At 65.9% G+C, this 24,050-nt stretch carries 26 protein-coding genes; 15 read left to right on the plus strand and 11 right to left on the minus strand.

All coding sequences use genetic code 11. The features are described from left to right. Positions 1-10: 10 nt before the first annotated feature. Positions 11-1,006 carry an HDOD domain-containing protein gene (locus AC1Q6X_RS26125; protein ID WP_492498855.1) on the minus strand — a complete coding sequence of 332 codons (996 nt, stop codon included), beginning with the start codon at positions 1,004-1,006 and terminating at the stop codon, positions 11-13. Between the two features lie 163 nt (positions 1,007-1,169). Between AC1Q6X_RS26125 and AC1Q6X_RS26130 the strand changes: the two genes are divergently transcribed. After that, a complete protein-coding gene (locus AC1Q6X_RS26130; RefSeq protein ID WP_492498856.1) occupies positions 1,170-1,754 on the plus strand; it encodes a DinB family protein in 585 nt (194 codons plus the stop codon). A gap of 1 nt (position 1,755) precedes the next feature. On the opposite strand, the gene AC1Q6X_RS26135 is transcribed toward AC1Q6X_RS26130, so the two are convergent. After that, a complete protein-coding gene (locus AC1Q6X_RS26135) occupies positions 1,756-2,148 on the minus strand; it encodes a VOC family protein (RefSeq protein ID WP_070311463.1) in 393 nt (130 codons plus the stop codon). A gap of 83 nt (positions 2,149-2,231) precedes the next feature. On the opposite strand from AC1Q6X_RS26135, the gene AC1Q6X_RS26140 reads away from it, so the two are divergent. The 7 genes from AC1Q6X_RS26140 (at position 2,232) to fghA (ending at position 7,720) form a co-directional block, all read left to right on the plus strand. Continuing rightward, positions 2,232-2,774, plus strand: a complete 543-nt coding sequence (locus AC1Q6X_RS26140) for a GNAT family N-acetyltransferase (RefSeq protein ID WP_492498857.1) — start codon at positions 2,232-2,234, stop codon at positions 2,772-2,774. Positions 2,775-2,853: 79 nt separating this feature from the next. Then, positions 2,854-4,428, plus strand: a complete 1,575-nt coding sequence (locus AC1Q6X_RS26145; protein WP_070218222.1) for an oleate hydratase — start codon at positions 2,854-2,856, stop codon at positions 4,426-4,428. Between the two features lie 125 nt (positions 4,429-4,553). Continuing rightward, positions 4,554-4,805 (plus strand): hypothetical protein, encoded by a 252-nt coding sequence (locus AC1Q6X_RS26150; RefSeq protein ID WP_070218223.1) that lies wholly within the window; start codon positions 4,554-4,556, stop codon positions 4,803-4,805. Then, entirely contained in the window at positions 4,802-5,047 is a 246-nt protein-coding gene (locus tag AC1Q6X_RS26155) for a hypothetical protein (protein ID WP_070289693.1), read from the plus strand. Before AC1Q6X_RS26150 ends, AC1Q6X_RS26155 begins: the two co-directional genes overlap by 4 nt. 163 nt (positions 5,048-5,210) lie before the next feature. Continuing rightward, positions 5,211-5,882: a signal peptidase I gene (gene lepB / locus AC1Q6X_RS26160; RefSeq protein WP_492498858.1), complete on the plus strand. Its 672-nt coding sequence runs from the start codon at positions 5,211-5,213 to the stop codon at positions 5,880-5,882. A 48-nt stretch (positions 5,883-5,930) separates the two neighbouring features. Continuing rightward, a complete protein-coding gene (locus AC1Q6X_RS26165; protein WP_492498859.1) occupies positions 5,931-6,794 on the plus strand; it encodes an NAD-dependent protein deacetylase in 864 nt (287 codons plus the stop codon). Between the two features lie 56 nt (positions 6,795-6,850). Further along, complete coding sequence (gene fghA, locus AC1Q6X_RS26170; protein ID WP_492498860.1) at positions 6,851-7,720, plus strand: S-formylglutathione hydrolase; 870 nt, start codon at positions 6,851-6,853, stop codon at positions 7,718-7,720. Positions 7,721-7,776: 56 nt separating this feature from the next. On the opposite strand, the gene AC1Q6X_RS26175 is transcribed toward fghA, so the two are convergent. From AC1Q6X_RS26175 to AC1Q6X_RS26190, 4 genes are all read right to left on the minus strand, one after another. Then, positions 7,777-8,442 carry a dienelactone hydrolase family protein gene (locus AC1Q6X_RS26175; protein WP_070218228.1) on the minus strand — a complete coding sequence of 222 codons (666 nt, stop codon included), beginning with the start codon at positions 8,440-8,442 and terminating at the stop codon, positions 7,777-7,779. Positions 8,443-8,603: 161 nt separating this feature from the next. Further along, on the minus strand, positions 8,604-10,922 hold the full coding sequence (locus AC1Q6X_RS26180; protein WP_492498861.1) for a xanthine dehydrogenase family protein molybdopterin-binding subunit: 2,319 nt from the start codon (positions 10,920-10,922) through the stop codon (positions 8,604-8,606). Next, positions 10,915-11,382, minus strand: a complete 468-nt coding sequence (locus tag AC1Q6X_RS26185) for a (2Fe-2S)-binding protein (protein ID WP_070218230.1) — start codon at positions 11,380-11,382, stop codon at positions 10,915-10,917. The genes AC1Q6X_RS26180 and AC1Q6X_RS26185 overlap by 8 nt, the downstream gene beginning before the upstream one ends. A gap of 24 nt (positions 11,383-11,406) precedes the next feature. Continuing rightward, positions 11,407-12,705 carry a c-type cytochrome gene (locus AC1Q6X_RS26190; protein WP_492498862.1) on the minus strand — a complete coding sequence of 433 codons (1,299 nt, stop codon included), beginning with the start codon at positions 12,703-12,705 and terminating at the stop codon, positions 11,407-11,409. A 194-nt stretch (positions 12,706-12,899) separates the two neighbouring features. On the opposite strand from AC1Q6X_RS26190, the gene AC1Q6X_RS26195 reads away from it, so the two are divergent. The 7 genes from AC1Q6X_RS26195 to AC1Q6X_RS26225 all read left to right on the plus strand — a co-directional run bounded on the left by AC1Q6X_RS26195 (position 12,900) and on the right by AC1Q6X_RS26225 (position 18,930). Further along, the gene (locus tag AC1Q6X_RS26195) at positions 12,900-14,552 is read left to right on the plus strand and encodes a Na+/H+ antiporter (RefSeq protein WP_492498863.1); all 1,653 of its coding nucleotides are present in this window, start codon (positions 12,900-12,902) and stop codon (positions 14,550-14,552) included. 193 nt (positions 14,553-14,745) lie between these two features. Then, positions 14,746-15,327, plus strand: a complete 582-nt coding sequence (yfiR, locus tag AC1Q6X_RS26200) for a regulatory sequestration protein YfiR (RefSeq protein ID WP_230505378.1) — start codon at positions 14,746-14,748, stop codon at positions 15,325-15,327. An 8-nt stretch (positions 15,328-15,335) separates the two neighbouring features. Next, a complete protein-coding gene (dgcN, locus tag AC1Q6X_RS26205; protein ID WP_070218314.1) occupies positions 15,336-16,595 on the plus strand; it encodes a diguanylate cyclase DgcN/YfiN in 1,260 nt (419 codons plus the stop codon). A 16-nt stretch (positions 16,596-16,611) separates the two neighbouring features. Then, positions 16,612-17,115, plus strand: a complete 504-nt coding sequence (yfiB, locus tag AC1Q6X_RS26210) for an outer membrane lipoprotein YfiB (RefSeq protein WP_083287130.1) — start codon at positions 16,612-16,614, stop codon at positions 17,113-17,115. 2 nt (positions 17,116-17,117) lie between these two features. Further along, a complete protein-coding gene (locus AC1Q6X_RS26215; protein WP_409026656.1) occupies positions 17,118-17,618 on the plus strand; it encodes a gluconokinase in 501 nt (166 codons plus the stop codon). A 71-nt stretch (positions 17,619-17,689) separates the two neighbouring features. Further along, positions 17,690-18,007: a DUF3144 domain-containing protein gene (locus AC1Q6X_RS26220; protein ID WP_034782889.1), complete on the plus strand. Its 318-nt coding sequence runs from the start codon at positions 17,690-17,692 to the stop codon at positions 18,005-18,007. Next, the gene (locus AC1Q6X_RS26225) at positions 18,007-18,930 is read left to right on the plus strand and encodes an acyl-CoA desaturase (protein ID WP_492498864.1); all 924 of its coding nucleotides are present in this window, start codon (positions 18,007-18,009) and stop codon (positions 18,928-18,930) included. The genes AC1Q6X_RS26220 and AC1Q6X_RS26225 overlap by 1 nt, the downstream gene beginning before the upstream one ends. Here AC1Q6X_RS26225 and AC1Q6X_RS26230 read toward each other — a convergent pair. The 5 genes from AC1Q6X_RS26230 to AC1Q6X_RS26250 all read right to left on the minus strand — a co-directional run bounded on the left by AC1Q6X_RS26230 (position 18,921) and on the right by AC1Q6X_RS26250 (position 24,042). Further along, positions 18,921-19,463: a gamma carbonic anhydrase family protein gene (locus tag AC1Q6X_RS26230; RefSeq protein WP_492498865.1), complete on the minus strand. Its 543-nt coding sequence runs from the start codon at positions 19,461-19,463 to the stop codon at positions 18,921-18,923. The two genes, AC1Q6X_RS26225 and AC1Q6X_RS26230, sit on opposite strands and share 10 nt — an antisense overlap. A 32-nt stretch (positions 19,464-19,495) precedes the next feature. Continuing rightward, on the minus strand, positions 19,496-20,227 hold the full coding sequence (locus tag AC1Q6X_RS26235; RefSeq protein WP_230505370.1) for a CPBP family intramembrane glutamic endopeptidase: 732 nt from the start codon (positions 20,225-20,227) through the stop codon (positions 19,496-19,498). 85 nt (positions 20,228-20,312) lie between these two features. Further along, the gene (locus tag AC1Q6X_RS26240) at positions 20,313-21,491 is read right to left on the minus strand and encodes a benzoate/H(+) symporter BenE family transporter (RefSeq protein WP_492498879.1); all 1,179 of its coding nucleotides are present in this window, start codon (positions 21,489-21,491) and stop codon (positions 20,313-20,315) included. A gap of 143 nt (positions 21,492-21,634) precedes the next feature. Continuing rightward, positions 21,635-23,110 (minus strand): MocR-like pyridoxine biosynthesis transcription factor PdxR, encoded by a 1,476-nt coding sequence (gene pdxR / locus AC1Q6X_RS26245; protein ID WP_492498866.1) that lies wholly within the window; start codon positions 23,108-23,110, stop codon positions 21,635-21,637. Then, on the minus strand, positions 23,107-24,042 hold the full coding sequence (locus AC1Q6X_RS26250) for a hypothetical protein (protein WP_492498867.1): 936 nt from the start codon (positions 24,040-24,042) through the stop codon (positions 23,107-23,109). Before AC1Q6X_RS26250 ends, pdxR begins: the two co-directional genes overlap by 4 nt. Positions 24,043-24,050: the final 8 nt, after the last annotated feature.

The raw sequence follows: 24,050 nt of genomic DNA on the forward strand, positions 1-24,050 counted from the left end.
CCTGCGGCCATCACTCCTCGTCGTCGTCCTCGTCGTCGTCGTCGGCCAGCTTGTCAAACACCTGCAGCTCGGCCTTGCTCAGTCCCGTCATCACGAAGGGATCATCGGCAGGAAAGCGGCCGGTATCGAGCAGCATGCGCAGCTTGCTCAAGCGCTCGCCCAGCGCCAGCGCCAGCGCCTGCGGATCGGCATCGGCTTGCCCCACCTGAGCGATCGCGCGGGTGACGGACACGGGAAACTCCCATAATTCCGCGATCCGTACCGACAAGATGCGCGCTTGCGCAAACACCTGGGCAATGAAGGCGTCCGATTGCGGAAAGGCATCGGGCGCATGCATCTGGTCGATCAGCCGGAAGGCCACCACCAGGCCGACATTGGCCATCAGTCCCGCCAGATACGCGTCGAAGGCGTTGGCCTGCATGGCCGGCGCGACCAGGTTGGCCGCCAGTGCACATTTCTCGGACTGGCGCCAGATCAGCGGCGCCGTGCGTATGGTCAGGCCGCCGCTTTGCATGCTGACGATGGGACGGAAGGCGACGCGGGCGAGCAGCATGCGCATGCCGTTTTGCCCGAGCAGCATGATGGCGCCTTCCATGTTGTTGATCGACGGGCTGGCGTTGTAGCGCGAATGGTAGCGGGGCCGGTTCGCTTCGCGGTAGACCTCGGCGACCAGCAGTACGTCCTGGGCCAGCTGGGCCGACAGCTTGGCCGCGCTCATGTTTTCATCTTGCAAGGTACGCATCAACTGGGGAATGATGGCCGGAATGCGCGGTATCAGCGCAGCGCCAGCGACCGGTTCACGGACCAGGCGCGCCAATTCGTCCAGAATCTGCTGTTCCGCCTCCGCCGGCGCCTGCGCCGAACCGGCGGCCGCCAGCCAGCGGTAGTAAATGGCATCGATTTCGGTGATGGTGGCCGGCTGCCGTGCCGCCTCGGGCGCCGCCGCTGCCGTGAGGTGCGCAGCCTTGTCGCCGCCGCCGCTCAGTAATTTTCCTATCCAACCCATTTTATTCTTCCAGCCCTATGTGCATCACTATCGCGAAATCCGCCCCGCGATTTTACTTGATGACAGCGGCGCCGGTGCGGCGGGCGTGAGCGCTTTGTCCACCTGCCGCAACATGCTAAAGTAGCATGACATGCCCCCTGTCCTGCCTAACAAGCGATCCATCATGAACAATCCACTTGCGCACTACATCACCAGCCAGGCGTACAACAACGCCTGGACCAACCACCGCCTGCTGAAAGCTTGCGGGCAGCTGACCCGGGCCGAGTTCCAGGCCACGCGCGTCAGTTTTTTTCCCACCATCCAGTTCACCTTGAACCACATCCTCACATGCGACTGGTTTTATCTCGACGCGCTCGAGCGCGAGCTGCGCGGCGAAGCGCCCCATCCCGACTGCTACGTCTTCTTTGCACAGGATGAACCATTCACCGATTGCGCGGCCCTGCACGCGGCGCAGCGCGCATCGGACCTGCGCCTGATCGCCCATTGCCGCAGTCTGTGCGACCTTGACTTGGCGCGGCCCGTGACGATCTTGCGCGACACGCCGCAAGTCGACACGCGCCAACGCCTGCTGGCGCATGTGTTCCAGCACCAGATCCACCACCGGGGGCAAGTGCACGCCATGCTGGCCGGCACGCGCATCGCGCCGCCGCAGCTCGACGAATTCTATTGCGCCGGCGAAGCGGACGAGCGGGCGCAGGATTTTCTGGAACTGGGCTGGACGGAAGACGAGGTGTGGGCAGAACGCTGAGTTACTCCTCGCCGTGGCAGCAGACGCACAGCTTGTTGCCGTCGAGGTCGCGGAAGTAGGCGCCATAGTAATTATCGTGGTAATGGGGGCGCAAGCCAGGCGGCCCCTCGCACACGGCCCCCAGCGCCAGCACGGCCTGGTGGCAGCGGTCCACCTGCGCGCGGCTGGACGCCAGCAAGGCCGTCATCTGGCCATTGCCGGACGTAGCCGGCAAGCCGTCGTGCGGCGCCGTCAGCACGAACAGGGGACGCGGCGCCTGCCGCGCCATCCAGCCCGCCCAGGGCTTGGCCGGATCATGAAATTTTTCGATCAGGTCGAGTTCTCCCAGCAAGGCCGTATAGAAGGCGTAGGCGCGGGGAAAGTCGTTGGTGCCGAGGCAGAGATGGGACAGCATGCTGCTCCTTCATGGTTAGAAACGGGTGTGCGGCGGAATGCGCCAGCTGATTATAATGGCGCATCTCTTTCGGACCAGATCCCATGCCAGACATCGACCGCCTCCAATTGTCCCCTCCGACCAGCGCCGACCTCTGCGCCTTGCTCGCCTTCGAGCTGGACAACCGCGCCTATTTTGAATCCTGGGTCACGGCCCGGGCGCCGTCCTACTATAGCGAGGAAGCCATCGCCGCCGCCATCGAGCAGGCGCAGCGCGAGCGCGAGCAAGACCGCGCCTACCAGTATCTGGCCAGGCTGGACGGACAAATCATCGGCAGGGTCAACCTGACGGCCGTCACGCGCCCGTATTTCAACAAGGCGGCGCTCGGTTACCGCATCGGCGAACGATTCGGCGGACGCGGCTACGCCACGCGCGTCGTGGCCCTGCTGCTGGAAGAAGCGTTCGGTCCACTGGAACTGTGGCGCCTGGAAGCGACGGCGCGGCCGCAAAACCTGGGCTCGGTCGCGGTCATGCAGCACAACGGCTTTCACCAGTATGGGCGCTCGGAAAAAGCCATGCATTTCCAGGGCGTCTGGTCGGACTTGCTGTATTTTGAACGGCGCAACGAGCACGCCGGCATGGAATAAAACCGAGCAGTTGCTCTATTGTGAGGCCGCTTCTGCCCTGATGTTATAAAATAGGCAAATATCACACTCAGGGAACAATATGCACAATACAGATAAAAAAGCCTACCTCGTCGGCGGCGGCATCGGCTCGCTGGCCGCGGCCGCCTTCATGATACGCGACGGCGGCATGCAAGGCAGCAACATCACCATCTTCGAAGCGGCGCCCGTGACGGGCGGCAGCCTCGATGGCGGCGGCAATGCCGAGGATGGCTACACCTTGCGCGGCGGGCGCATGCTGACCACCGACAATTACGAATGCACGTGGGACTTGTTCAAGAGCATCCCCTCGCTCGAGCATGCGGGCCAGAGCGTCTACGACGAAACCATCGCCTTCAACGAACGGCATATTCCCCACTCGCGCGCGCGCCTCGTCGACCGCAACCGTTTCAAGGTCGACGTCAGCAGCATGGGCTTTTCCATGCAGGACAGGCTGGAACTGCTGAAGCTGACGGAAGCCGATGAAGACGTCCTGGGCAGCAGCGCCATCACGGACTGGCTCTCGCCCGCATTTTTCGACACCAAGTTCTGGACCATGTGGGCCACCACGTTCGCCTTCCAGCCCTGGCACAGCGCCGTCGAGTTCAAGCGCTATCTGCACCGTTTCATGATGGAGTTTTCGCGCATCGAGACGCTGGCCGGCGTCAAGCGCACCGTCTATAACCAGTACGATTCGCTGGTGCGTCCGCTGGTCGCGTGGCTGCAGGAGCAAGGCGTGAACGTCATCATGGATTGCGCGGTAACCGATATCGAAGTGCAGGAATCCGAAGGCCGCCTGAGCGCCACCGCCATTGCCTGCCAGCGCCGCGGCATGGCCGACGTGATTCCTGTCGCTGCCGGCGACCTGGTCTTTTTCCAGAATGCCTCGATGACGGATGCATCGAGCTATGGCAGCATGCACAGCGCGCCGGCCAAGCGCACGAAGAACGACAGCCACGGCTGGCGCCTGTGGGAAAAGCTGGCCGAGGGCCGCCCGCAACTGGGTCGCCCCGCCGCCTTCAACAGCAGCATTCCCGAATCGTACTGGGCCTCGTACACGGTCACCCTGAAAGACAGCGCCTTCTTCGACAGGATGGAACAATTCACGGGCAACAGCGCGGGCACGGGCGGCCTCGTCACCTTCAAGGACAGCAACTGGTTCATGTCCATCGTGCTGGCGCACCAGCCCCATTTTGCGGGCCAGCCCGAGGGCGTGCAAGTGTTCTGGGGCTATGCGCTGCACCCCGACCGCATCGGCAACTTCGTCGCCAAGCCCATGTCCGACTGCAGCGGCGAGGAAATCCTGCGCGAGCTGTGCGGCCATCTGAATTTCGACCTCGACATGATGGCCACGGCCAACTGCATTCCCTGCCGCATGCCCTACATCACCAGCATGTTCATGCCCCGCGCAAAAAGCGACCGCCCGCTGCCCGTGCCGGCCGGCTCCGTCAACCTGGCCTTCGTGAGCCAGTTCGTGGAAATCGCCGACGATGTCGTGTTTACCGTGGAATACTCGGTGCGCGCGGCGCAGACGGCCGTCTACCAGCTGCTCGGCGTGCAGCGCGACGTGCCGGCCATCCACGCGCACGACAAGTCGCTGAAGGTCAAGCTCGATGCCGTCATCAAGGCCTTCACATAAGCCATTTTCCCGCGCCAACGTCGTTTTCATCCTATCGGGCGCGCCTTTGTGACAGCGCAAAGCACGGCGATATCGGACTGATAACGTCAAGGTCCGGGAATCTTCCCTACCTTGCCAAGTCCAACATGAAACTGCGGCTACGCCTGTTCGAACATGTGCTGCTGGTGCTGGCCTTGGCCCTCGTCATCTTTGCCGCCGCCATCGTGCTGGCACGCATGACGCAATGGGCGGAAGCGCAGGAATTACCCGCCTACCTGATACAGGGCATGCACCTGGTGGGCAAGGTGCTGTTTTTCCTGGACGGTTGCATCGTCATCGCCGTCAGCAGCATCCTGGCCGCCCGGCTGTTCCGCATGCTCACCAAGGAGGATGTATGAAGCACCTTCATTACCTGTTCACGCTCCGGCATCCGCGCCGTTTCTGGTGCAGCGCCCTCGTCATCGCCGTGGCCTCGGCCATCGTGCTGGGTCCCTGGCTCGACAGCATTCCATGGCTGGTGGCGATCCCCCTCGTGGCCGGCGGCCTGCTGGTGGCGCTGGGCGAACTGTGGGATGAAATGCATGGCAAGCGCCTGCCGAACGGCAACGACGACACGCAAGCGCCGTGCCGCCATCCCTGATGGCTGACACGGTGATGCGTGCACGCAACAGCGGTCACGCCATCGGCCCCGCATGCGCTGGATTTAAGACTGGCTTCAGCCTCGCCGTGCATCGTGCATAGGACGCCAGCAGCAATGGCGCCTCCCTACACCATCACGGGCACAGCCCAGCGAAAGAGCCGACATGAGCACATGGATGCGCGCCAACAAAGGTTTTTTGATGTTTCTCCTGCTGTTCGGCGTGTTCCGCACGGCCGTGGCGGACTGGAATCCCATCCCGTCGGCGTCCATGCGCCCCAATCTGCTCGAGGGCGACGTGGTCTTCGTCAACCGCCTCGCCTTCAACCTGAAAGTGCCGCTCACCGACATCGTGCTGCAGCGCCTCGGCGAACCGCAGCGGGGCGACATCGTTACGTTTTCCTCGCCGAAAGACGACACGCGATTGATCAAGCGCATCATCGCCCTGCCCGGCGACACGGTGGAAATGCGCAATGAGCAGCTGGTCATCAATGGCCAGCCGGCCCAGTACACGGCGCTCGACACGGCGCCCGAAACCATCGCCCACGTGGGCCAGCTGACGGCGCAGCGCATCAGCGAGCGCAACGCGACCGAGCAGCACCGCATCCAGGTCTTGCCGCAAATCGCAGGGGCGGCGCGCAGCTTTGCCCCCGTGACGGTGCCGGCCGACCATTTCCTCATGCTGGGCGATAACCGCGACAACAGCGCCGACTCGCGCTACTTCGGTTTCGTGCCCCGCGCACTGCTGATCGGCAAAGCCGAACGCATCCTCGTCTCGGCCGATATTCAGGAGCATTGGCAGCCGCGGCTGCAGCGTTTCGGCATGAAACTGGAGTAAACCTCTCCCTCGCAACGGCGCCATGCTTTTCGGTTAGCATGGCGCATCATGCAAAACTTTCCTTCATCCAGTCAGCAGTGCGCCAGCGACGATGCCGCCCTCGAGCAGCTGGCGCAGTTCCTGCAGCGCCATCCCGACGTGCTGCTGCTGACGGGCGCCGGCATCAGCACGGCGTCCGGCATCCCCGCTTACCGCGACACGGAAGGCGTGCGGCGCGGCAATGCCCCCGTGCAAGGCCCCGATTTTCGCCGCCAGGAAGCCGTGCGCCGCCGCTACTGGGCGCGCAGCATGGTGGGCTGGCCGACCCTGGCGCGCGCCACGCCGAACCCGGGCCACCTGGCCATCGCGCAACTGGCGCAGCGCCAGTGCATCGGCGGCCTGGTCACGCAAAACGTGGATGGCCTGCATCAGCAGGCAGGCAGCGCCGCCGTCACGGAGTTGCACGGCAGCATACATGGCGTGATCTGCCTCGATTGCCGGACCCGCCATACGCGCCGCCTGATCCAGGATCAGCTCGAACGCGACAATCCCCGGATGCTGGGCGCCACGGCCACGCCGGCGCCCGACGGCGACGCCTTGCTGGAACCGTCCCAGCTGGCCACCTTCCACGTGCCGGTGTGCCCCCGCTGCGGCGGCACCCTGCAGCCCGACGTGGTGTTTTTCGGCGATGGCGTACCCGCCGCCTGCGCGGCCGAAGCCGAAAGCAAGATGCACGCGGCCAGCGCCCTGCTGGTGGTGGGCTCGTCCGTCATGGTGTATTCGAGCTTTCGCCTGTGCCGCATGGCGGCCGAAACGGGCAAGCCCGTGGCCGCCATCAACATGGGCAAGACGCGCGCCGACCATTTGCTGGCATTCAAGACCGATGCCCCGGCACAAGACATCTTGCCTGCATTAGCGGCCATGCTGGAGTGATCCCGTGCCGGCCCCGCGCCGCTCTGGCTATACTGTGCAATTAACGAGGAGAATTCATGCTGGAACTGTTGAGTGAACACGCCTGTTTTGGCGGCGTACAACGCTTTTATCGCCACGACGCGCAAGCCATCGGCTTGCCCATGCGTTTCTCGGCCTTCATTCCCGACATGGCGCCGGGCAGCGCCGTCAGCACCAAACGCCCCGCCCTGTTTTACCTGGCGGGCCTGACCTGCACAGAAGAAACGTTCATGATCAAGGGCGGCGCGCAGCGCGTGGCGGCCGAAGAAGGCTTGATCCTGATCGCCCCCGACACCAGCCCCCGTGGCGCCAACATCGCGGGCGAGACGGATGCCTGGGATTTCGGCGCGGGCGCCGGCTTTTACGTGGACGCCACCGAGGCGCCCTGGAGCCGCCACTACCGCATGTACAGCTACATCCTGGAATTGCGCGCGCTGCTGGAACAGGAACTGGCGATCGATGCGCAACGCACGGGCATTTTCGGCCACTCGATGGGCGGCCACGGCGCGCTGGTGCTGGCCCTGCGCAACCCGGACCTGTTCCGCTCCGTCTCCGCCTTCGCCCCCATCGCCGCGCCGAGCCAGTGTCCTTGGGGCAAAAAGGCATTCACGGGCTACCTGGGCGGCGACGAGGCCCGCTGGCAGCCGTACGATGCCAGCGCGCTGATGCGCGGGCTGCAGGGCCAGCCGCCGCTGTTCCCCGAAGGCATCTTGATCGACCAGGGCCTGGCCGACAAGTTTTTGCCCGAGCAACTGTTCCCGGAGGTGTTCGAAGCGGCATGCCGCGACGCCGGCCAGCCCTTGCGGCTGCGCCGCCATGCCGGCTACGACCACGGCTATTACTTCATCGCCAGCTTCATGGAAGAGCACGTGCGCTTCCATGCGCGGAATCTGCGCGCCCTTGGCTGAAGCACTTGCCTGACGCACTTGCCTGACGCATTTGCCTGACGCCCTTGCCGATTGAATTACTGCGCCGTGCTGGTATGCCCGTTGAAATGGCGCGTGTACCAGTCCGTGGCCAGCAGGGCCGCCTGGTGGCGCGTGTCGGGGCCGCCAGGCGCGGCGATCTGTTCCAGCTGCTTGTCGCAGCGCAAGGTGGCAAACGCCATGCGGTTCAGGCCGGCCACGTCGGGGTCGCGCCCGCCCACGATCAGCAACGATGGCACGCGCACGTTTTCCAGCGCCGCCTTGCCCGCCATTTCCACCTGGCCATCGCAGACGGCCAGCGCGGCGATCTCCGCGCTGCGCCAGGCCGCCAGCTGCATCACGACGGCGGCGCTGGTGCCATAGCCATACAGGCCGCAGGGCAAGCGTCGGGTGGACGGGTCGATTTGCAGCCAGCTCAGGGCTTTTTCCAGCTGGCGCGCCAGCAGCACGATATCGCTGCGCACGAAGTAGGCGTGGCCATTGCTGCCGCCGCCAGGCTCGATACCGCCCTGATCGAAGCGCAAGGTGGCGATGCCCGCTCGCAAAAAATCCTGGGAAGTGGCGTGGCTGGAGGCGCCCAGATAGTCGCTATCGGCGCCCGCGCCGTGGGCAAACAGGACGATGCCCACGGGCCGCTCGGGCATTTCAAGCACGCCGTCCATTTGAAGTTCATCGGCCGTGATGCTGACAAATTGTTCTTGCATGGCTGCCTCCGCTATCGAGCTGAAATCAAGCTGCTATTGCACAGATTTTGCGCTGATCTTGCCGGAACGGGCACCGCCTGCGCGCCCTGAGCGGCAAGCCCCAGTGTACCAGCCTGCGTCCGTTCGCGCGCGGCGCACGTCAAATTCGCCCTGCGCCCGCATCAGACGGCGCCGTACCGGTCCAATCCCTTCAGCACGGCTTCCGGACGGATCGGCAAATGCCGCACGCGCGAGGCCACGGCGGCGAAGATGGCGTTGCCGATCGCGGGCGCCACGGCCGTCGTGGGCGGCTCGCCCATGCCCGTCGACGTTGCCGTGCTGGCCACGAATTCAATGTCGAGCTCGGGCACGTCGGCCATGCGCAACGGCGTGTAAGTGTTCAGGTTGGTATCCTTCACTTCGCCATTGAGGAAAGCCGTGCCTTCGTGCAAGGCCATGCTCACGCCCCACAAAGCGCCCCCTTCCGCCTGCGCCAGCGCGCCGTCGGGATCGACGATGCTGCCCGCGTCGATCACCATGAACAGCTTTTCGACTTTCACCATGCAAGTGCTGCGGTCCACTTTCACCCGGGCAACGCAGGCCGTCCAGGTGGGCATGTCGCGTTCCTGGCCGAACGTGGCGGCGATGCCCAGGCCCGTGTCGGGCGGCATGGCCGTGCCCCAGCCCGCCTTGTCCGCCACCCGCCGCAGCACGTGGGCCAGGCGCGCGGCGCCGCCGACGGCATTCGGCGCGCTGCCCGCATTGCGCCCCGTGGCCTGCAGCAAGGACAAACGAAACGCCAGCGGGTCGACCTTGGCCGCCTGCGCCGCCTCGTCCATGAAACTTTCCACTGCCCAATTCGTCCAGCCCGGCCCCACGGAGCGCAGCCAGCCGGGACGGAAACTGCTGTTGGCCAGGTCGTTCGACACGGCCCGCACGCGCTGCGCGCCCACCGCATACCAGTGGTCGGCGCCGGCGATGGCGAACGGGTCGTACGGATGGCCCTGCTTATCCTTGGCCAGCAAGGCGGGGATCATCGCTTGCGTGGGCCAGCCCGCGCTGGCCTCGTGCACCATCGCCGACACCTTGCCGGCGTCGTCGAACGCCATGCGCACGTGCTGCACGGACGGCGAACGGGGCGAATCGAAACGGGCATCGTCGGCCCGCGTGCAGATCATCTTGACGGGGCGCCCCACGGCTTGCGCCGCCAACGCGGCCGGCACGCAATAATCGCCGTTCAGGCGCCGCCCGAAGCCGCCGCCGAGCAAATAGGTATGCAGCATGACCTTGCTCTCCGGCACCTTCAACGCCTGCGCCAGCACGGGCAGGATCAACGATTGCCACTGGTTGCCCGCATGGATATGCCAGACGCCGTCGACTTCCTGGGCCAGCGCATTCACGGGCTCCAGCTGGAAATGCAGCACGGTGCTGGTCGTGTAGTGGCGTTCCAGTTGCAGGCTGGCATCCTTGAACGCTTGCTCCACGCCATCATCGTCGACCACGCGGGCGCCCAGGCCCGCATCGGCCAGCTGCTTGCCCGCATAGCTGACGATGTCCTGCTCCGACACGTGGGCGGCCGCGCCGGCCCGCCATTTCACCTGCACCAGGTCGGCCGCGCGCATGGCGGCCGCATACGTTTCGGCCACCACCATGACCCAGCCGGGCACCGTGCCGCTGGGGTCCTGCAGCGCCACGCTGCGCAGATAGCCGTTCACTTTCTTTGCCGCCGAGTCGTCGATGGAGACCACCCTGGCACCGTAGCGCGTGGGCGGGATCTTCGGACGCGCGTACAGCATGCCCTCCACCTGCGCATCGATGCCGTACACGGCCGTGCCATTGATTTTCGCGGGGATATCGAGCGCCTGCACCTGCTGGCCGATCAGCCTGCGCTGCTGCGGCGTTTTCAGCACGATGGCTTTCAGTTGCTCGGGCGTGTACTGGCGCGCCAGCTTGCCACGGCGCACGATGTCGCCATAGCTGATCGAGCGTCCCCGGCCATGCACGACGCCCAGCCGGGCGTGGCAGGCGGACACCGGCACGCGCAGCAGGCGCGCGCCCTCCTCGACCAGCGCGAGGCGCCCGGCCGCGCCGGCTCGGCTGAGCGGATCGAAGTTCTGCCAGACGGACCAGCTGCCGCCCGTCACCATCAAGCCCCATTTCGGGTCCGTGTCCACGTAATGCAGGCGTACCTTGCTCCAGTCCGCTTCCAGCTCTTCGGCAACGATGCGCGCCAGGGCCGTGCCGATGTGCTGGCCCATTTCCGCCTTGGCGATATTGACGGTGACGATGCCGTCCCGGCCGATCTGGAACCAGATGCTGGGATCGAACTCGGGCGCGGTGGACTTTGTCGGCGGCGCGGGCGCCGCCTTGCCGGCGGCCGATGAGCTGTCCGCGCGCAGGAAGGCCAGGGTAAACCCCGTGCCGGCGGCGGCGATCAGGAAGCCGCGCCGGCCCGGCGAAGGAGCGCGGGTCCCTGAATTTTCTTTCGGCAACTTAAACACCGGGCGCCTCCTGCATGCCGGCCGCCAGCTTGATCGCCTTGCGGATGCGCACATACGCCATGCAGCGGCACAGGTTGCCGCTCATGACGGCATCGATATTCGCATCGGTCGGCTGCGGATAATCTTTCAACAAGGTAGCCGCCTGCATGATCTGGCCCGACTGGCAATAGCCGCATTGGGGCGCCTGCGTGGCAAGCCACGCGCGCTGCAGCGGATGCGTGCCGTCCGGCGAAAGGCCTTCGATGGTGGTGATGGCGCAACCGGCCACGGCGGCAATCGGCGTGATGCACGAGCGCATGGCGCGCCCATCGACGTGCACGGTGCAGGCGCCGCACATGCCGATGCCGCAGCCAAATTTCGTGCCTTTCAAATGGGCTTCGTCGCGCAGCACCCACAGCAGCGGTGTTTCGGCATCGGCCTCGGTGCCGAAGGGCTGGCCATTGACGGTAATGTTATACATAAATATTTAAGACACTTTCAAGTATCACTTGCCGGCGCGCGCGCGTGCCACGGCCGCTTCCAGGTTCGTCCAGGCCGGCTGGTGGCTGCGGCTGCGGCGCAGATAGGCGGCCAGGTTGGCCACGTCGTTGTCCGTCAGCGAGGCGGCAAAGCCCGGCATCAGCACGCCGGACATGGCTTCGTCCTTGCCGATGCCATGCAATATCACCTGGATCAGGTTGGCGGGATCGGGCGCGCTGACGGCGCTGTTCAGGCTCAGTTCCGGGCGCAAGGCCGCGGGTTTTCCATCGCTGTTCGAATGGCACGCGGCGCAGGCGGCCACGTACAGGCTGGCGCCACGGTCGTTGTCGACCAGGCTGACGCGCTGCGAGCGTTCGATGCCGGCTTTCACCACGGCATCCGCATCCACCTTGCGCTGCTCGGCCCCGGCCACGCCGGCAAAATACACGGACAAGGCACGGATATCGCTGTCGGGCGAGGCGCCCATGCCTTCGTGCACGACGGCCGACATGGGACCTGCCGCCACGCCGTGCAAGGCCGTCGCCCCCGTGCGCAAAAAGGCGTACAGCTCGTCCTGCGTCCACGGCAAGGGCGCCGTGTTGGCGCCGGTCAAGGCCGGCGCATACCAGTGGTCGATGGACGCGCCCAGATAGGCCGAGCCGGCAAGCTCGGCGCCCAGCGCATTGCGCGGCGTGTGACAGGCGGCGCAATGGGCCAGACCCTCGGCCAGATAGCGGCCCCGGTTCCAGTCCAGCCCTTGCGCGGGATCAAGCTGAAAGCCGGCCGGCTTGAAAAACAGCAGCTTCCAGCCAGCCTGTAACGGCCGCAAGTTCAGGGGGGACGGCACGCTGTTGGCGGGCGCGGCCGCATACACGGGCGGGCGCGTCATGAAATACGCGTACAGGGCCGTCAGGTCGGCATCCGAGACTAGGTTGAAATGGGTGTACGGAAAGACGGGATACAAATGCGCGCCATCGCGGCCCACGCCTTCGCGCATGGCCCGCTGGAAGGCGGCCAGCGACCAGCGGCCGATCCCCGTCTGCCTGTCGGGCGTGATATTCGTCGCATAGATCGTGCCGAACGGCGTGGCCAGGCCGTGGCCGCCCGCGTACTCGGCGCCGCCCCTGGCCGTATGGCAGGCGGCGCAATTGCCCATGCCGGCCAGGATGCGGCCCCGCTCCACCACTTGCGGGGAAAAAGCCGTGGCGGCGGGCGGATCGATGGGCGCCAGCGCGGGGCGCCAGTAATACAGGTAGGCGGCCAGCGCCGCGACGATGAGCAATGCCAGCGACAGCAGCAGGCCGGTGAGGATTTTCTTGAGCAAAACAGGAACCAATGAAAAGTAAAGGCCAGGGTAAAAGCAAGGCGCACGGACCGCCAGCCAATGGCGGCCGCAACAAGGCCACGGTGACAATCTTACCGCGATTGTGACTTGTTGTATGTACGCAATGACACGGAGGTCGTGCCGCAGGCGGGCTGCGCCTTATAATCAGCGTTTCAGCACGCCGCCGCTTCTTCATGCATACCGTTACCATCATCCTCATCCTCGTGTTGACCGTCGTCCTGTGCGGCTTTCTCGCCCGCTCGCGCTGGGTCAAGCTGCCGCTGCCGCTGATCCAGATCGCCGGCGGTACGGGATTGGCCCTGTTTGGCGTGCAAGTGCCGCTCGATCCCGACATCTTCTTCCTGCTCTTCATTCCGCCGCTGCTGTTTCTCGATGGCTGGCGCATTCCCAAGGGCGCCTTCTTTTCCGACGCGCGCTCGATCCTGATGCTGGCCATCGGCCTGGTGCTGTTTACCGTGCTGGGCATGGGTTTCTTTATCGACTGGCTGATCCCCAGCGTGCCGCTGGCCGTCGCCTTCGCGTTGGGCGCCATCCTCTCGCCGACGGACCCCGTGGCCGTCTCGGCCATCGCGGCCGGCAACCCGATCCCGCCGCGCCTGATGCACATCCTCGAAGGCGAATCCTTGCTCAATGACGCTTCGGGCCTGGTCTGCTTCACGTTTGCCGTGGGCGCCATGATGACGGGCGGCTTTTCCATCGGCGCCGCCTCGCTGAGTTTCCTGCAGGAAGCGGGCGGCGGCATCGTCATCGGCCTGGGCATCTCCTGGGGCGTGGGCCTGGCGAATAAATGGCTGGTGAGCAAGGTTGGCGAAGAGCCTGGCCTGCAAATCCTGATCAGCATCCTGATCCCGTTCGCCGCCTACCTGGGCGCCGAGCAAATCCACGGCTCCGGCATCCTGGCCGCCGCCACGGCGGGCGTGTCCATGCATTATGCCGACCTGATCGGCCGTCCGCTGGCCGCCACGCGCACCCAACGCAAGGCCGTCTGGGATACCGTGCAACTGGTCTTGAATGGCGTGATCTTCGTCATGCTGGGCGCGCAACTGCCCGCCACCGTGGCCGGCTTGCCCGCCGCCTCCATGGAGGTAGGCGCCGGCAGCGCCTGGAAACTGCCGCTGTTCGTCATCGCCATCACGGTGGGGCTGACCTTCATGCGCTTCCTCTGGGTCTTCATCTCGATGAAACTGACCCTGTTCAAGCACCACAAGAAGGTGGCGGGCGAGCCGAAGGACGCGGCGCTGCTGGCGCGCCCCAGCCTGCGATTGCTGCTGGTGGCGTCGTTCGCGGGCGTGCGCGGCGCGCTGACCCTGGCCGGCATACTGACCCTGCCCTTGTTCCTGCCCGACGGCACGCGCTTTCCCGCGCGCGACCTCGTCATCTTCCTGGCCATGGGCGTGATTTTGCTGTCGCTGCTGCTGGCCAGCGTCACCCTGCCCCTGCTGACCAAGGGCCTCGTATTCGCGCCGCCCGCGCGCCGTTCGACGGAAGAGCGCAATGCCCGCGCCGCCGCCGCTGAAGCGGCCATCGCGCGGCTGGAAAAAGTGTGCGAAGGCATCGACAAGAATGACAAGCAGCAAGTCGTCACGGAGGCGGCCAACCGCCTGATCGAAGCCTACCGGCGCCGCCTCGCCTATGGCGAAAGCAGCAACGACGAGGCGATGCGCTTGCAGGAACTGGCCAAGGCCGAACGGGCGCTGCGCCTGGAAGCGCTCAATGCCGAGCGCGACGAGCTGTTCCGCCGCCGCATCTCGGGCGAACTGGACGACACCATCCATTTGCGCCTGCTGCGCGAAATCGACTTGCTGGAAGCGACACTGGAAGAATAGCAACACTTTAGCGCGCCACGGCAGTGTTGATAAGTAATTCTCATGGTAAAGAATGCAAGTTTTCACATTCGTGTTTATAATGCAAGGTTTATGGCGTCATGCCGTGATTTACTTTCAACACGGACTTCCGTACAGTCTGTGTTGCTGAGTAACTATTTGAATAGCCACCGACCTGCATAAAGACACCGACGCCGTGCCCTCCTCCCCCCGCCACCGGCAGCGCTCCACGCCGTCCGTCCTGCCCGCTGTCGTGCTGCTGGCCGCGCTGCTCGCCTGCGCTGCGCTGGCGCCGTGCGCGGCGTGGGCGCAAGCGGGCGCGGCGGCCGACGCCAGGCGTCCGGCCGAAGTGGCCCAGGTCCTGTTTGGCATCATCAGTTATGTGCGCTGGCCCGTGGCGCGCCAGGAAGTGCGCGTGTGCATGCTCGGTACGCCCCACTACGGCGCGGCCATCGTCGACACGCCCGCCTCCAGCCTGGGCCAGCGCATCCGCGTGAAAATCCCCGCGCTGGCAAGCGCTGCCAGCGAATGCGACGTCGTCTACCTGGGCAGCCTGCCCGAGGGCGAACGCGAGCATCTGCTGACGCAGATCATCGGCAAGCCGATTTTATCGGTCGCCGAACCGGGCACGGCCTGCACCGTGGGCACCATGTTCTGCCTGCGCCTGGCCGAGGGGCAGATCGGCTTTGACGTCAACCTCGACGCCATCGCCCGCAGCGGCCTGCGCGTGCATCCGAACGCCTTGCAAATTGCACGTCGCAAGGGACCGCCGCCATGAGCGCCCGCATGAGCAACAAGCCTGCCCGCAAGCCCCGCCCCACGCTCGACAGCGTGCTGCGGCGCGCCCACCTGAGCGTGTCGCTGATCGCCGTGCTGGCGGCCGGCCTGACCCTGACGGCCGTGGCGCTGCTGGCCCTGCGCGTGTATTCGGACCAGAACCTGCGCCTGGTGGCCCGTTCGATGAGCTACACGGTGGAAGGGGCCGTCGTCTTTGGCGACTCCCTGGCCGCTAGGGAAGCGCTGGCCCTGATCGGCGTCAATGAAGATATCGACCAGGCGCAGGTGAGCGACCAGGCCGGCAAGGTGCTGGCCCGCTGGGAACGGGGCGAGCACGGCACGCGCTACTACATCGAACGCGCGCTGACGGGCTGGATGCTGCCCGATTCGCTGACCTTCCCCATCACGCGCAACGAACAGGCGATCGGCAGCATCAGGCTGGTGCCGCACAGCCGCAGCCTGCTGCCCTTCCTGCTCAGCGGCCTGACCTGCCTGCTCGCTTGCCTGGTGCTGAGCCTGGTCGTCGCCGTGCGCCTGTCGCGCAGCATGGAAACGGAGATCACGTCGCCGCTGCGCCACCTGGCGGAAACGGCCCACCGCGTGCGGCGCGACCGTTCGTTCGAACTGCGCGTGCCGCCCGCCAATATTGCCGAGCTGAACCAGATCAATGACGACTTCAACGCCCTGCTCGACGAACTGGAAGCGTGGCAAAGCCACCTGCAGAAGGAACACGCTTCGCTGTCGCACCGCGCCAACCACGACAGCCTGACGGGCCTGTCGAACCGCGCCTTCATGGAAGCGGAACTGGAACGCGCCATCCTCGAAGCGCGGGTCGGCAATGGCAAGGTGGCCGTGCTGTTCCTCGACAGCGACCGGTTCAAGTACATCAACGACACCTTCGGCCATGCCTCGGGCGACCGCGTGCTGGTGACGATCGCCGCGCGCATCAAGCAGCAATTGCGCGAGGGCGACCTGGTGGCGCGCCTGGGCGGCGACGAATTCGCCATCGTGCTCAAGCCGCTGCGCAACAGCAGCGACGCCATGCACATCGCCGACAACATCATCGCCGCCATGGCGCAAGCCATTGAACTGCCCACCGGCAACAGCATCGTCAGCTCGCTGACGATCGGCGTGGCCGTCTTCCCCGATCACGCCATCGACGCCATCTCGCTGGTCGGCGCGGCCGACGAAGCCATGTACCGCGCGAAGCAGGCGCAGCGCGGCACGCGCCAGGTGGCGCGCCTGCCGCAACCCCATATTCACCCCTGAACCAAGGAGCAACACCATGCAATTCATCTACAAGCAATTACGTCGCGGCTTACTCGGCCTGTTCATGCTGGGCCTGCTGGCCGCCTGCCAAAGCACGCCAGAGACCAAGCCGCTGTTCAGCCCCGAGCAAGTCGCCACCCTGAAGGAGCAAGGCTTCAACCAGACCGACGAAGGCTGGGAACTGAGCTTTACCGACAAGCTGCTGTTCGAATTCGACGCCGCCAAGCTGACGCCGCCGAGCCGCATGGCCATCCAGAAAATCAGCGCCGCCCTGCTGAAAGTGGGCATCACGCACATGCGCGTGGAAGGCCATACGGACAACGAAGGCACGGAAGCGTACAACAACAAGCTGTCGCTGGCGCGCGCCAACGTGGTGGCCGACGCCATGAGCGCATCGGGCATTCCACGCGATAACATCAGCGTCAAGGGCCTGGGCATGAGCAAACCGGTGGCCTCGAATGCCAGCAAGACGGGCAAGGCGGAAAACCGCCGCGTCACCGTCATCGTCTCGGCCCCTTGACCATGGGCGTGCCCGCCGTGCGCTGGGTCGTGATGGGTGTGTCCGGCTGCGGCAAGAGCGCCGTCGGCAGCCTGCTGGCCGAGGCCTTGCACGTGCCCTACGTGGAAGGCGACGACGTGCATTCTCCGGAAAACGTGGCCAAGATGGCCGCCGGCATCGCGCTCGACGATGCCGACCGGGCCGGCTGGCTGGCCGCCCTGCGCGACCGGATCGCCACGGCCCGCGCGCAAGGCAGCGGCCTCGTCGTCTCCTGCTCGGCCCTGAAGCGCGCCTACCGCGACGTGCTGCGCGAAGGCGACCCGGCCCTGCGCTTCGCCCACCTGGACGGCCCGCGCGCCGTGCTGGAAAACCGCTTGCAGCGCCCCGGCCATTTCATGCCGGCCAGCCTGCTCGACAGCCAGCTGGCCACCCTGCAGCCGCTGCTGCCGGACGAAGCCGGCATGGTGCTCGACATCCGCCAGCCGCTGGCCGTGCTGGTCGCACAGATCCTGCAAGCGCCCTGACAGGCGGCCGCGCGGCTGGACAGCCCGCGCCCCCCTGTGTAGACTGGCGCGCACTTTCATGAGGGATTTCTATGAGCACACCAACGACAAAACCAGCACCAGGCCCGGAATTCTGGGAACGCGCCGACCAGGTCATCGCCCTGGCCAATGAACAATGCATGCACAGCGGCGGCAATGAAGTGGCCACCTCGCTGCTGTACGCGGCCGCCCGCTTCAACGCCTTCCTCGTCGCCAGCAAGAGCAACGACGTGGCCAAGATGCAGGAAGAGAAGGAAGGCGCCGTGGCCTTCTTCACGGAACAGTACAAGCGCATGCTGACCGACAACTTCAACGACTACATCACCAACTTCGACAAGTACACGCAACCGTCGTCGGCCCCCAAGGGCTGATGTCCGCAGCCAGCCTGGACGGCCACCGCGCCCGCGCCACCCATGCCGGCAGCGTACTGGACGGCACGGTGCGTTACGCGCCGCTGCAATCGCTGTGGCTGCTAGCCATGCTGGCCGGCGCCGTGACGGGCGCCCTGTGCTTCTTCAGCTGGGCCGGCTTGCTGCTGTTTGCGGCCGGCACGGCCGTCGTCCTGCTGTTCGGCCACTCGCTGGGCAGCCACCGCAAGCTGATCCACGACAGCTTTGCATGCCCCCAGTGGCTGGAATATACGCTCGTCTACCTGGGCGTGCTGGTGGGCCTCAGCGGCCCGCTGGGCCTGCTGCGCCAGCACGAACTGCGCGACTATGCGCAGCGCCTGCCCGATTGCCACCCCTATCTGCGCCACGGCGCCGGCTTCTGGCGTGATGCCTGGTGGCAATTATTCTGCCGCCTGGAACTCGACCACCCGCCGCACATCGCCATCGAGCCGCGCATCGCGCACGACCGCTTTTACCGTTTCCTGGAAAGAAGCTGGATGCTGCAGCAATTGCCGTGGGCCGTGCTGTGCTTCGCCTGGGGCGGCTGGGGCTTCGTCTGCTGGGGTGTCTGCGCGCGGGTCAGCGCCGGCGTGCTCGGCCATTGGCTGATCGGCTACTTCGCCCACAACCATGGGCAGATGCACTTTCATGTCGACGGCGCCGCCGTACAAGGCAGGAATATCCGCCTGACGTCGCTGCTGACCATGGGCGAATGCTGGCACAACAACCATCACGCGTATCCAGGCTCGGCCAGGCTGGGCCTGCTGCCGGGCGAATGGGACCCGGGCTGGTGGATGCTGCTGCTCTTGCGGCGCCTGGGCCTCGTGTCAGGCCTGCGCCTGCCGCACGATCTGGCGCCGCGGCCGGAACTGCGCCGCCTTGATGGCGCTGGCGGTCAGGCGTAGCCGCCGCCGGCCAGATAATTGTTCTTGACGCGCACATAATGCTCGGCCGAATAGCGCAGGTAGGCGATCTCCGCCTCGGTCAGTGCGCGCACCTTGGCGGCGGGCCGGCCCACATACAGATGGCCGCTTTCCAGCACCTTGCCCGGCGACACCAGGCTGCCAGCGCCCAGCATCACGTGCTTTTCCACCACCACGTCATCCATGACGATGCTGCCCATGCCGATCAGGCATTCGTCGCCAATCGTGCAGCCGTGCAGGATCACGGAATGGCCGATGGTCACGTAATTGCCGATGGTCAACGGAGAACCATCGGGCTTGGCCGCATTCCTGTGCGACACATGGCCCATGGAAAAGTCCTGGATATTGCTGCCCTCGCCGATGACGATGCGGTTGACGTCGCCGCGCAGCACGCTGTTGCACCAGATGGAACAGTCGTCGCCGATCTGCACATCGCCAATCACTTGCGCCGTGTCATGCAGGTAGACTCTTTCGCCCAGCACAGGACGGGTATTCAGGTAGGAACTGACAGGCATCGCTTTCTCGCTTTTCATTAATTAGTAGACATTCACACCCAGCCGGCCGCCAGCGCAAAAATCGCCAGGCCATGGGCCAGCGATGCGCCCAACAAGCCGGCACGGCAATATACCAGCCCCGCCACCACGCCTTCGATCACGGTGAACACGAGGATGGGCGCGCCCACCTGCGTGACGGTTGTGGCGAGAAAGGCGTGGCACAGGCCGAACAGCAGGCCCGACACCAGCGCCGCGCGCCAGGCGGGAAGCCAGGCGCGCAATTGCTGCTGCAGCAAGCCGCGGAACAGCAATTCCTCATAACAGTTGGCCGCCAGCGCAAAACCCAGCAGCAAGGGCAGCGTGGATGACGCGACGGGCGGCAAGGACGGCAAGCCGAACAGCGCTTTCAAGCCCGCCGCCAGCGCAACGATCACGCACGCGCCCGCCACGCCCAGCAATACGGACAGGGCTGGCCGCATGCCCAGCCAGCGGATCTGGCCGCGCGCCTCGCTTTCCAGCCAACACGTGCTTGCCACCAGCCCCAGCGACATGGCGCCCAGCGCCAGCAAGACCGGTGGCGGCGCCGTGAAGCGCAAGCCGCCCGCCGCCACTTGCCAGTAGCCGTGCGCCGTCATCGCGTCGCGCGCCAGCACGAAAAACAGGATATGCACGAGCACGCGCAGCAGCGGTACCGTCCGGGGAGCGGCCAGCAGCAAGGCGGCACAGACGAGGAAGGCAGGCGTGATCGCCAGCAGATACTGCGCCAGGGAAGTCAGGTCGTCCATCGCTCACATCGGAGAAAGTACGGTGCCAACGGGCACGGGCGCAGCAATTGTATGCGCCGCCTGGCAACATGGGCAACCTGTCTTGCTATGCCGCCTTGCGCCAGCCATGCATCAGCCCATGCGCAGCCAGCCCCGCCGCCAGTCCCCACAGGGCGCCGCCCACGCCCAGCAGGGTCACGTTCGCGGCCGTGGCCAGGAAAGTAATCAGGGCCGTTTCGCGCATGCGCGCGTCCGCCATCGCCTGCGCCAGGCTGTTGCCGATGGCGCCCAGCAGGGCCAGGCCCGCCAGCGCCGTGATGAAGGGGCGCGGCAAGACCATGAACAGGCTGGCCAGGGTCACGCCAAAGATGCCCACGAGGATGTACAGCACGCCGCACACCAGGCCCGCCACATAGCGCTTCGACGGGTCCGCATGGGCATCCTTGCCCGTGCAGATGGCGGCCGTGATGGCGGCCACATTGAAGGCGTGCGCGCCGAACGGCGCCATGAGCAGCGAACCGAGGCCCGTCACCGTCAAAATCGGATTGGCGCTGACGGCGTAGCCGTCATTGCGCAGCACCAGCATGCCGGGCATGTATTGCCCCGTCAGCGTAATCAGGAACAGGGGCAGCGCCACGCCCAGCAGCGACGCCACGGAAAAGCGCGGCATCTCGAACACGGGTGCGGCCAGGGCCAGTTCGATGCCTTGCGCATCGATGCGCCCCTGCGCCAGCAGCAGGGCCAGACCGATCAGCATGATGCCCACCACGGCAAAACGTGCCGTAAAACGACGCAGCACGGCGTACGACAGCAGCAATAAGACGACCAGCACGGGATCGGCGCTGGCGCCGCCAAACGCGTTGACGCCAAACTGCAGCAGGATGCCGGCCAGCAAACCGGCGGCGATGCCGCCAGGAATCAGCCGCACCAGGCGCTCGAAGGCGCCGGACATGCCCAGCACAATGAAGGCGATGGCGGAAATGATATACGCGCCGATCACCTCGGCATACGGCGTATGCGGCATGACGGTGGCCAGGAAAGCCACGCCGGGCGTGGACCAGGCCGTGATGATGGGAGCGCGGTAGCGGTAGCTGAGCCAGATGCCCGTCACGCCCACGCCGATGCTCAGCGACCAGACCCAGGACGCCGTCTGCGCGGCGCTCAGCTGGGCCAGCTGGGCCGCCTGGAACACCAGCACGAAGGTGCCGCCATAGTTTACGAGGACGGAGATGAAGGCGGCCATGGCGGGGGACGCCAGGTCGCGCCAGCGCGCCCGGTCGGCCATCGCGGCGGTGGTGGTGGTGGTGGTGGTTGCTGTCATGTGTATGCCCCTGCCATTGAAAGGGAGCATCTTAATGGTCGCATGGACTGCCCAGGCAGGCCAATTTCTTCACATACGGCAGACCACTTGCGCGCTCACCCCAGCGCTCACCCCAGCGCGCGCGCCAGGCGGACGATGCCGCTGTCGATCTCGTGCGGCGTGAGCGCCGCAAAGCCCAGCAGCCAGCCACCGCGTTCCGGTGGCGTCGCGTACAAGCGGCTCAGGCCCGGCAGCACGATGCCCGCCTGCGCTGCCAGGCGTAGCGTGTCCAGCTCGTCCCTGCCTTCGTGCAGCAGACATGGCATCTGCAAGCCGCCCGGCGGCAGCTGCGCCGTGACGACGTGCGGCAAATGCCGCTGCACGGCCTGCGCCATCGCATCGCGGCGCACGGCGTAGACCTTGCGCATGGCGCGCACATGGGCCGCGAAATGGCCATCGGCGATGAAACGGGCCAGTGTCAGCTGGTCCAGCTGCGGCGTATGACCATCGAGAATGCTGCGCGCATACGTCATCGGTTTCACCAGCGCGGGCGGCAGCACCATGTAGCCGATGCGCAGACCGGGATACAGCGACTTGGCGAAGGTGCCCAGGTAAATCGTGCGCTGCTGTGCGTCGAGCCCCTGCACGCAAGCCGTCGGCAAGCCCGCGTAGTGAAACTGGCTGTCGTAATCGTCTTCGATGATCCAGCCCTGGCGCTCGGCCGCCCAGGCAGTCAGCGCGAGGCGGCGCTCGAGCGCCAGGGTGGCGCCCGTCGGGTATTGATGCGACGGCGTGACATAAATCGTGTTGGCTCCGCTGCGGTCCGCGCGCAGGTGGTCGATGGACAGGCCATGCGCATCGACGGGCACGGGCACGATCTGCAATTGCGCCATCTCGAAGGCCTTGCGCGCGCCGAAATAGCCGGGATCTTCCATCAGGATGGGGCCATGCGCGTCGGCCAGCACCTGCGCGCACAGGTACAGGGCCTGGCGCGTGCTGCTCAGCACCAGCACCTGGCCGGCCGTGGCCCGCGCGCCCCGCTCCAGGTTCACATAGTCGGCGATGGCCTGCCGCAGCGGCTCGGCGCCTTGCGGGTCGCCGTGCAGCAGCATGCCCGCATGGTGTTCGCCGGCCGCCTGGCGCCGCAAGCGCTCCCACACGTCGAGCGGAAAGGCCCGCGTTTCCGGCAAGCCCGTGGCAAACGCCTTCACGCTTTGCTGGTCGGCCACGCCGCCGCTGGCGAGTATCTGCGCGCCGCGCGCGCTGAGCGCCACCGGCTGCGCGGACAAGGACGGCAGCGTCGTCGCAGGCTTGCCCAGCAAGCTCGCGCCTATCGTCGGCGAGACGAAACTGCCCGATCCCGCCTGCCGCCGCAGATAGCCATCGAGACGCAGCTGCGCATACGCCATTTCCACCGTGTCGCGCGACACGCCCAGCGATTGCGCCAGCGTGCGCGTGGCCGGCAGGCGCACGCCGGGCGCCAGCACGCCGTCGAGTATCAGCTGGCGTAGCGCGCGCTGCACGCGCACGCGCAGGTCGAGCGCCGCCAGTCCGGGAGCGGCGAGGCGGATTTTCAGGGTGTCGAGTTCGAACTGCGGCGTCATATGGCCTTGGCGCGCGCCGCATCCACGGCCGCCATGCTGCTGGCCAGCGAAAAGCCGTGCTGCTGCAGCACCGCCACCAGCTGTTCGCCGGCGCAGCCCAGGCGCAGGTTTTCCGCCACCCAGTCCTGCCACTCGCGGCTGATGTCCGGCATCGGTTCATCGTCCAAGGTCAGACCGAGTATGCAGCTGGCCAGCAAGCCGTTGATGCGCTTCGTGTCGATCAGGTGCTGCACCACCGCGTGGCCCGAGTGGGGGAACGGATGCAGGGTGCAGCGGCCGAAGGCGGCCAGGCGCTGTGCGTGCATGGCGTCGAGGTTGACCGATTCGCTGGCGCCCGTGCCGGGATTGGCCACGTCAGGCCGGGTGCCGAACAGCAGGTGCATCCGCGTATATTCGGTGGCCCTGGCGCGGCACAGGGCCGCCAGGTCGTAATAACCGGAGGTCGGAGGATCCTGCGCCAGCGACTCCATCACGGGCAGCCAGCGCAGTTCGTGGTACAAACGCGCCTGCTGCACGTCAAGAAAAGACAGCGGCCCGAAGGCGACGATTTGCTGCGCCTCGAGCAGCAAGCCATACATGACGGCCGCGTAACCGCCCATGGACTGGCCGAGGGTGGTGACGGTACTTGGCGCGATGCGGCGCACGAGCTCGCGCAAGGCTTGCGCCGTTTCGTCGACATGATTGCCCAGCCCCGCGATGCGGCGGTGGTACCAGGCGTTACCCGAATCGCGCACGAGGATCTTGTTCAGCGGCTGGCCGCTGGCCTGCTCCAGCTTTCTCAGGCGCCCGTAGAAATCGAAGGCGGGACGCGTCGTCCACGAGACGAAGCCGAAGGCGATGACCAGCGGCGCGCCGGGCACGATACGGTCGATCAGCACGTCGTCGCCAGTGGTGGCGACCAGTCGGTTATCCAGCGCTTGCGCTTCCAGCATCGGCCCGG

It is taken from the genome of Janthinobacterium sp. GW823-FHT06H09, assembly GCF_058794735.1.

Coding starts and splice junctions, on each gene's coding strand:
- AC1Q6X_RS26125 (WP_492498855.1), bottom strand. CDS start 1,006: ATGGGTTGGATAGGAAAATTACTGAGCGGCGGCGGCGACAAGGCTGCG.
- AC1Q6X_RS26130 (WP_492498856.1), top strand. CDS start 1,170: ATGAACAATCCACTTGCGCACTACATCACCAGCCAGGCGTACAACAAC.
- AC1Q6X_RS26135 (WP_070311463.1), bottom strand. CDS start 2,148: ATGCTGTCCCATCTCTGCCTCGGCACCAACGACTTTCCCCGCGCCTAC.
- AC1Q6X_RS26140 (WP_492498857.1), top strand. CDS start 2,232: ATGCCAGACATCGACCGCCTCCAATTGTCCCCTCCGACCAGCGCCGAC.
- AC1Q6X_RS26145 (WP_070218222.1), top strand. CDS start 2,854: ATGCACAATACAGATAAAAAAGCCTACCTCGTCGGCGGCGGCATCGGC.
- AC1Q6X_RS26150 (WP_070218223.1), top strand. CDS start 4,554: ATGAAACTGCGGCTACGCCTGTTCGAACATGTGCTGCTGGTGCTGGCC.
- AC1Q6X_RS26155 (WP_070289693.1), top strand. CDS start 4,802: ATGAAGCACCTTCATTACCTGTTCACGCTCCGGCATCCGCGCCGTTTC.
- lepB (WP_492498858.1), top strand. CDS start 5,211: ATGAGCACATGGATGCGCGCCAACAAAGGTTTTTTGATGTTTCTCCTG.
- AC1Q6X_RS26165 (WP_492498859.1), top strand. CDS start 5,931: ATGCAAAACTTTCCTTCATCCAGTCAGCAGTGCGCCAGCGACGATGCC.
- fghA (WP_492498860.1), top strand. CDS start 6,851: ATGCTGGAACTGTTGAGTGAACACGCCTGTTTTGGCGGCGTACAACGC.
- AC1Q6X_RS26175 (WP_070218228.1), bottom strand. CDS start 8,442: ATGCAAGAACAATTTGTCAGCATCACGGCCGATGAACTTCAAATGGAC.
- AC1Q6X_RS26185 (WP_070218230.1), bottom strand. CDS start 11,382: ATGTATAACATTACCGTCAATGGCCAGCCCTTCGGCACCGAGGCCGAT.
- AC1Q6X_RS26195 (WP_492498863.1), top strand. CDS start 12,900: ATGCATACCGTTACCATCATCCTCATCCTCGTGTTGACCGTCGTCCTG.
- dgcN (WP_070218314.1), top strand. CDS start 15,336: ATGAGCAACAAGCCTGCCCGCAAGCCCCGCCCCACGCTCGACAGCGTG.
- yfiB (WP_083287130.1), top strand. CDS start 16,612: ATGCAATTCATCTACAAGCAATTACGTCGCGGCTTACTCGGCCTGTTC.
- AC1Q6X_RS26215 (WP_409026656.1), top strand. CDS start 17,118: ATGGGCGTGCCCGCCGTGCGCTGGGTCGTGATGGGTGTGTCCGGCTGC.
- AC1Q6X_RS26220 (WP_034782889.1), top strand. CDS start 17,690: ATGAGCACACCAACGACAAAACCAGCACCAGGCCCGGAATTCTGGGAA.
- AC1Q6X_RS26225 (WP_492498864.1), top strand. CDS start 18,007: ATGTCCGCAGCCAGCCTGGACGGCCACCGCGCCCGCGCCACCCATGCC.
- AC1Q6X_RS26230 (WP_492498865.1), bottom strand. CDS start 19,463: ATGCCTGTCAGTTCCTACCTGAATACCCGTCCTGTGCTGGGCGAAAGA.
- AC1Q6X_RS26235 (WP_230505370.1), bottom strand. CDS start 20,227: ATGGACGACCTGACTTCCCTGGCGCAGTATCTGCTGGCGATCACGCCT.
- AC1Q6X_RS26240 (WP_492498879.1), bottom strand. CDS start 21,491: ATGGCCGACCGGGCGCGCTGGCGCGACCTGGCGTCCCCCGCCATGGCC.
- pdxR (WP_492498866.1), bottom strand. CDS start 23,110: ATGACGCCGCAGTTCGAACTCGACACCCTGAAAATCCGCCTCGCCGCT.
- AC1Q6X_RS26250 (WP_492498867.1), bottom strand. CDS start 24,042: ATGCTGGAAGCGCAAGCGCTGGATAACCGACTGGTCGCCACCACTGGC.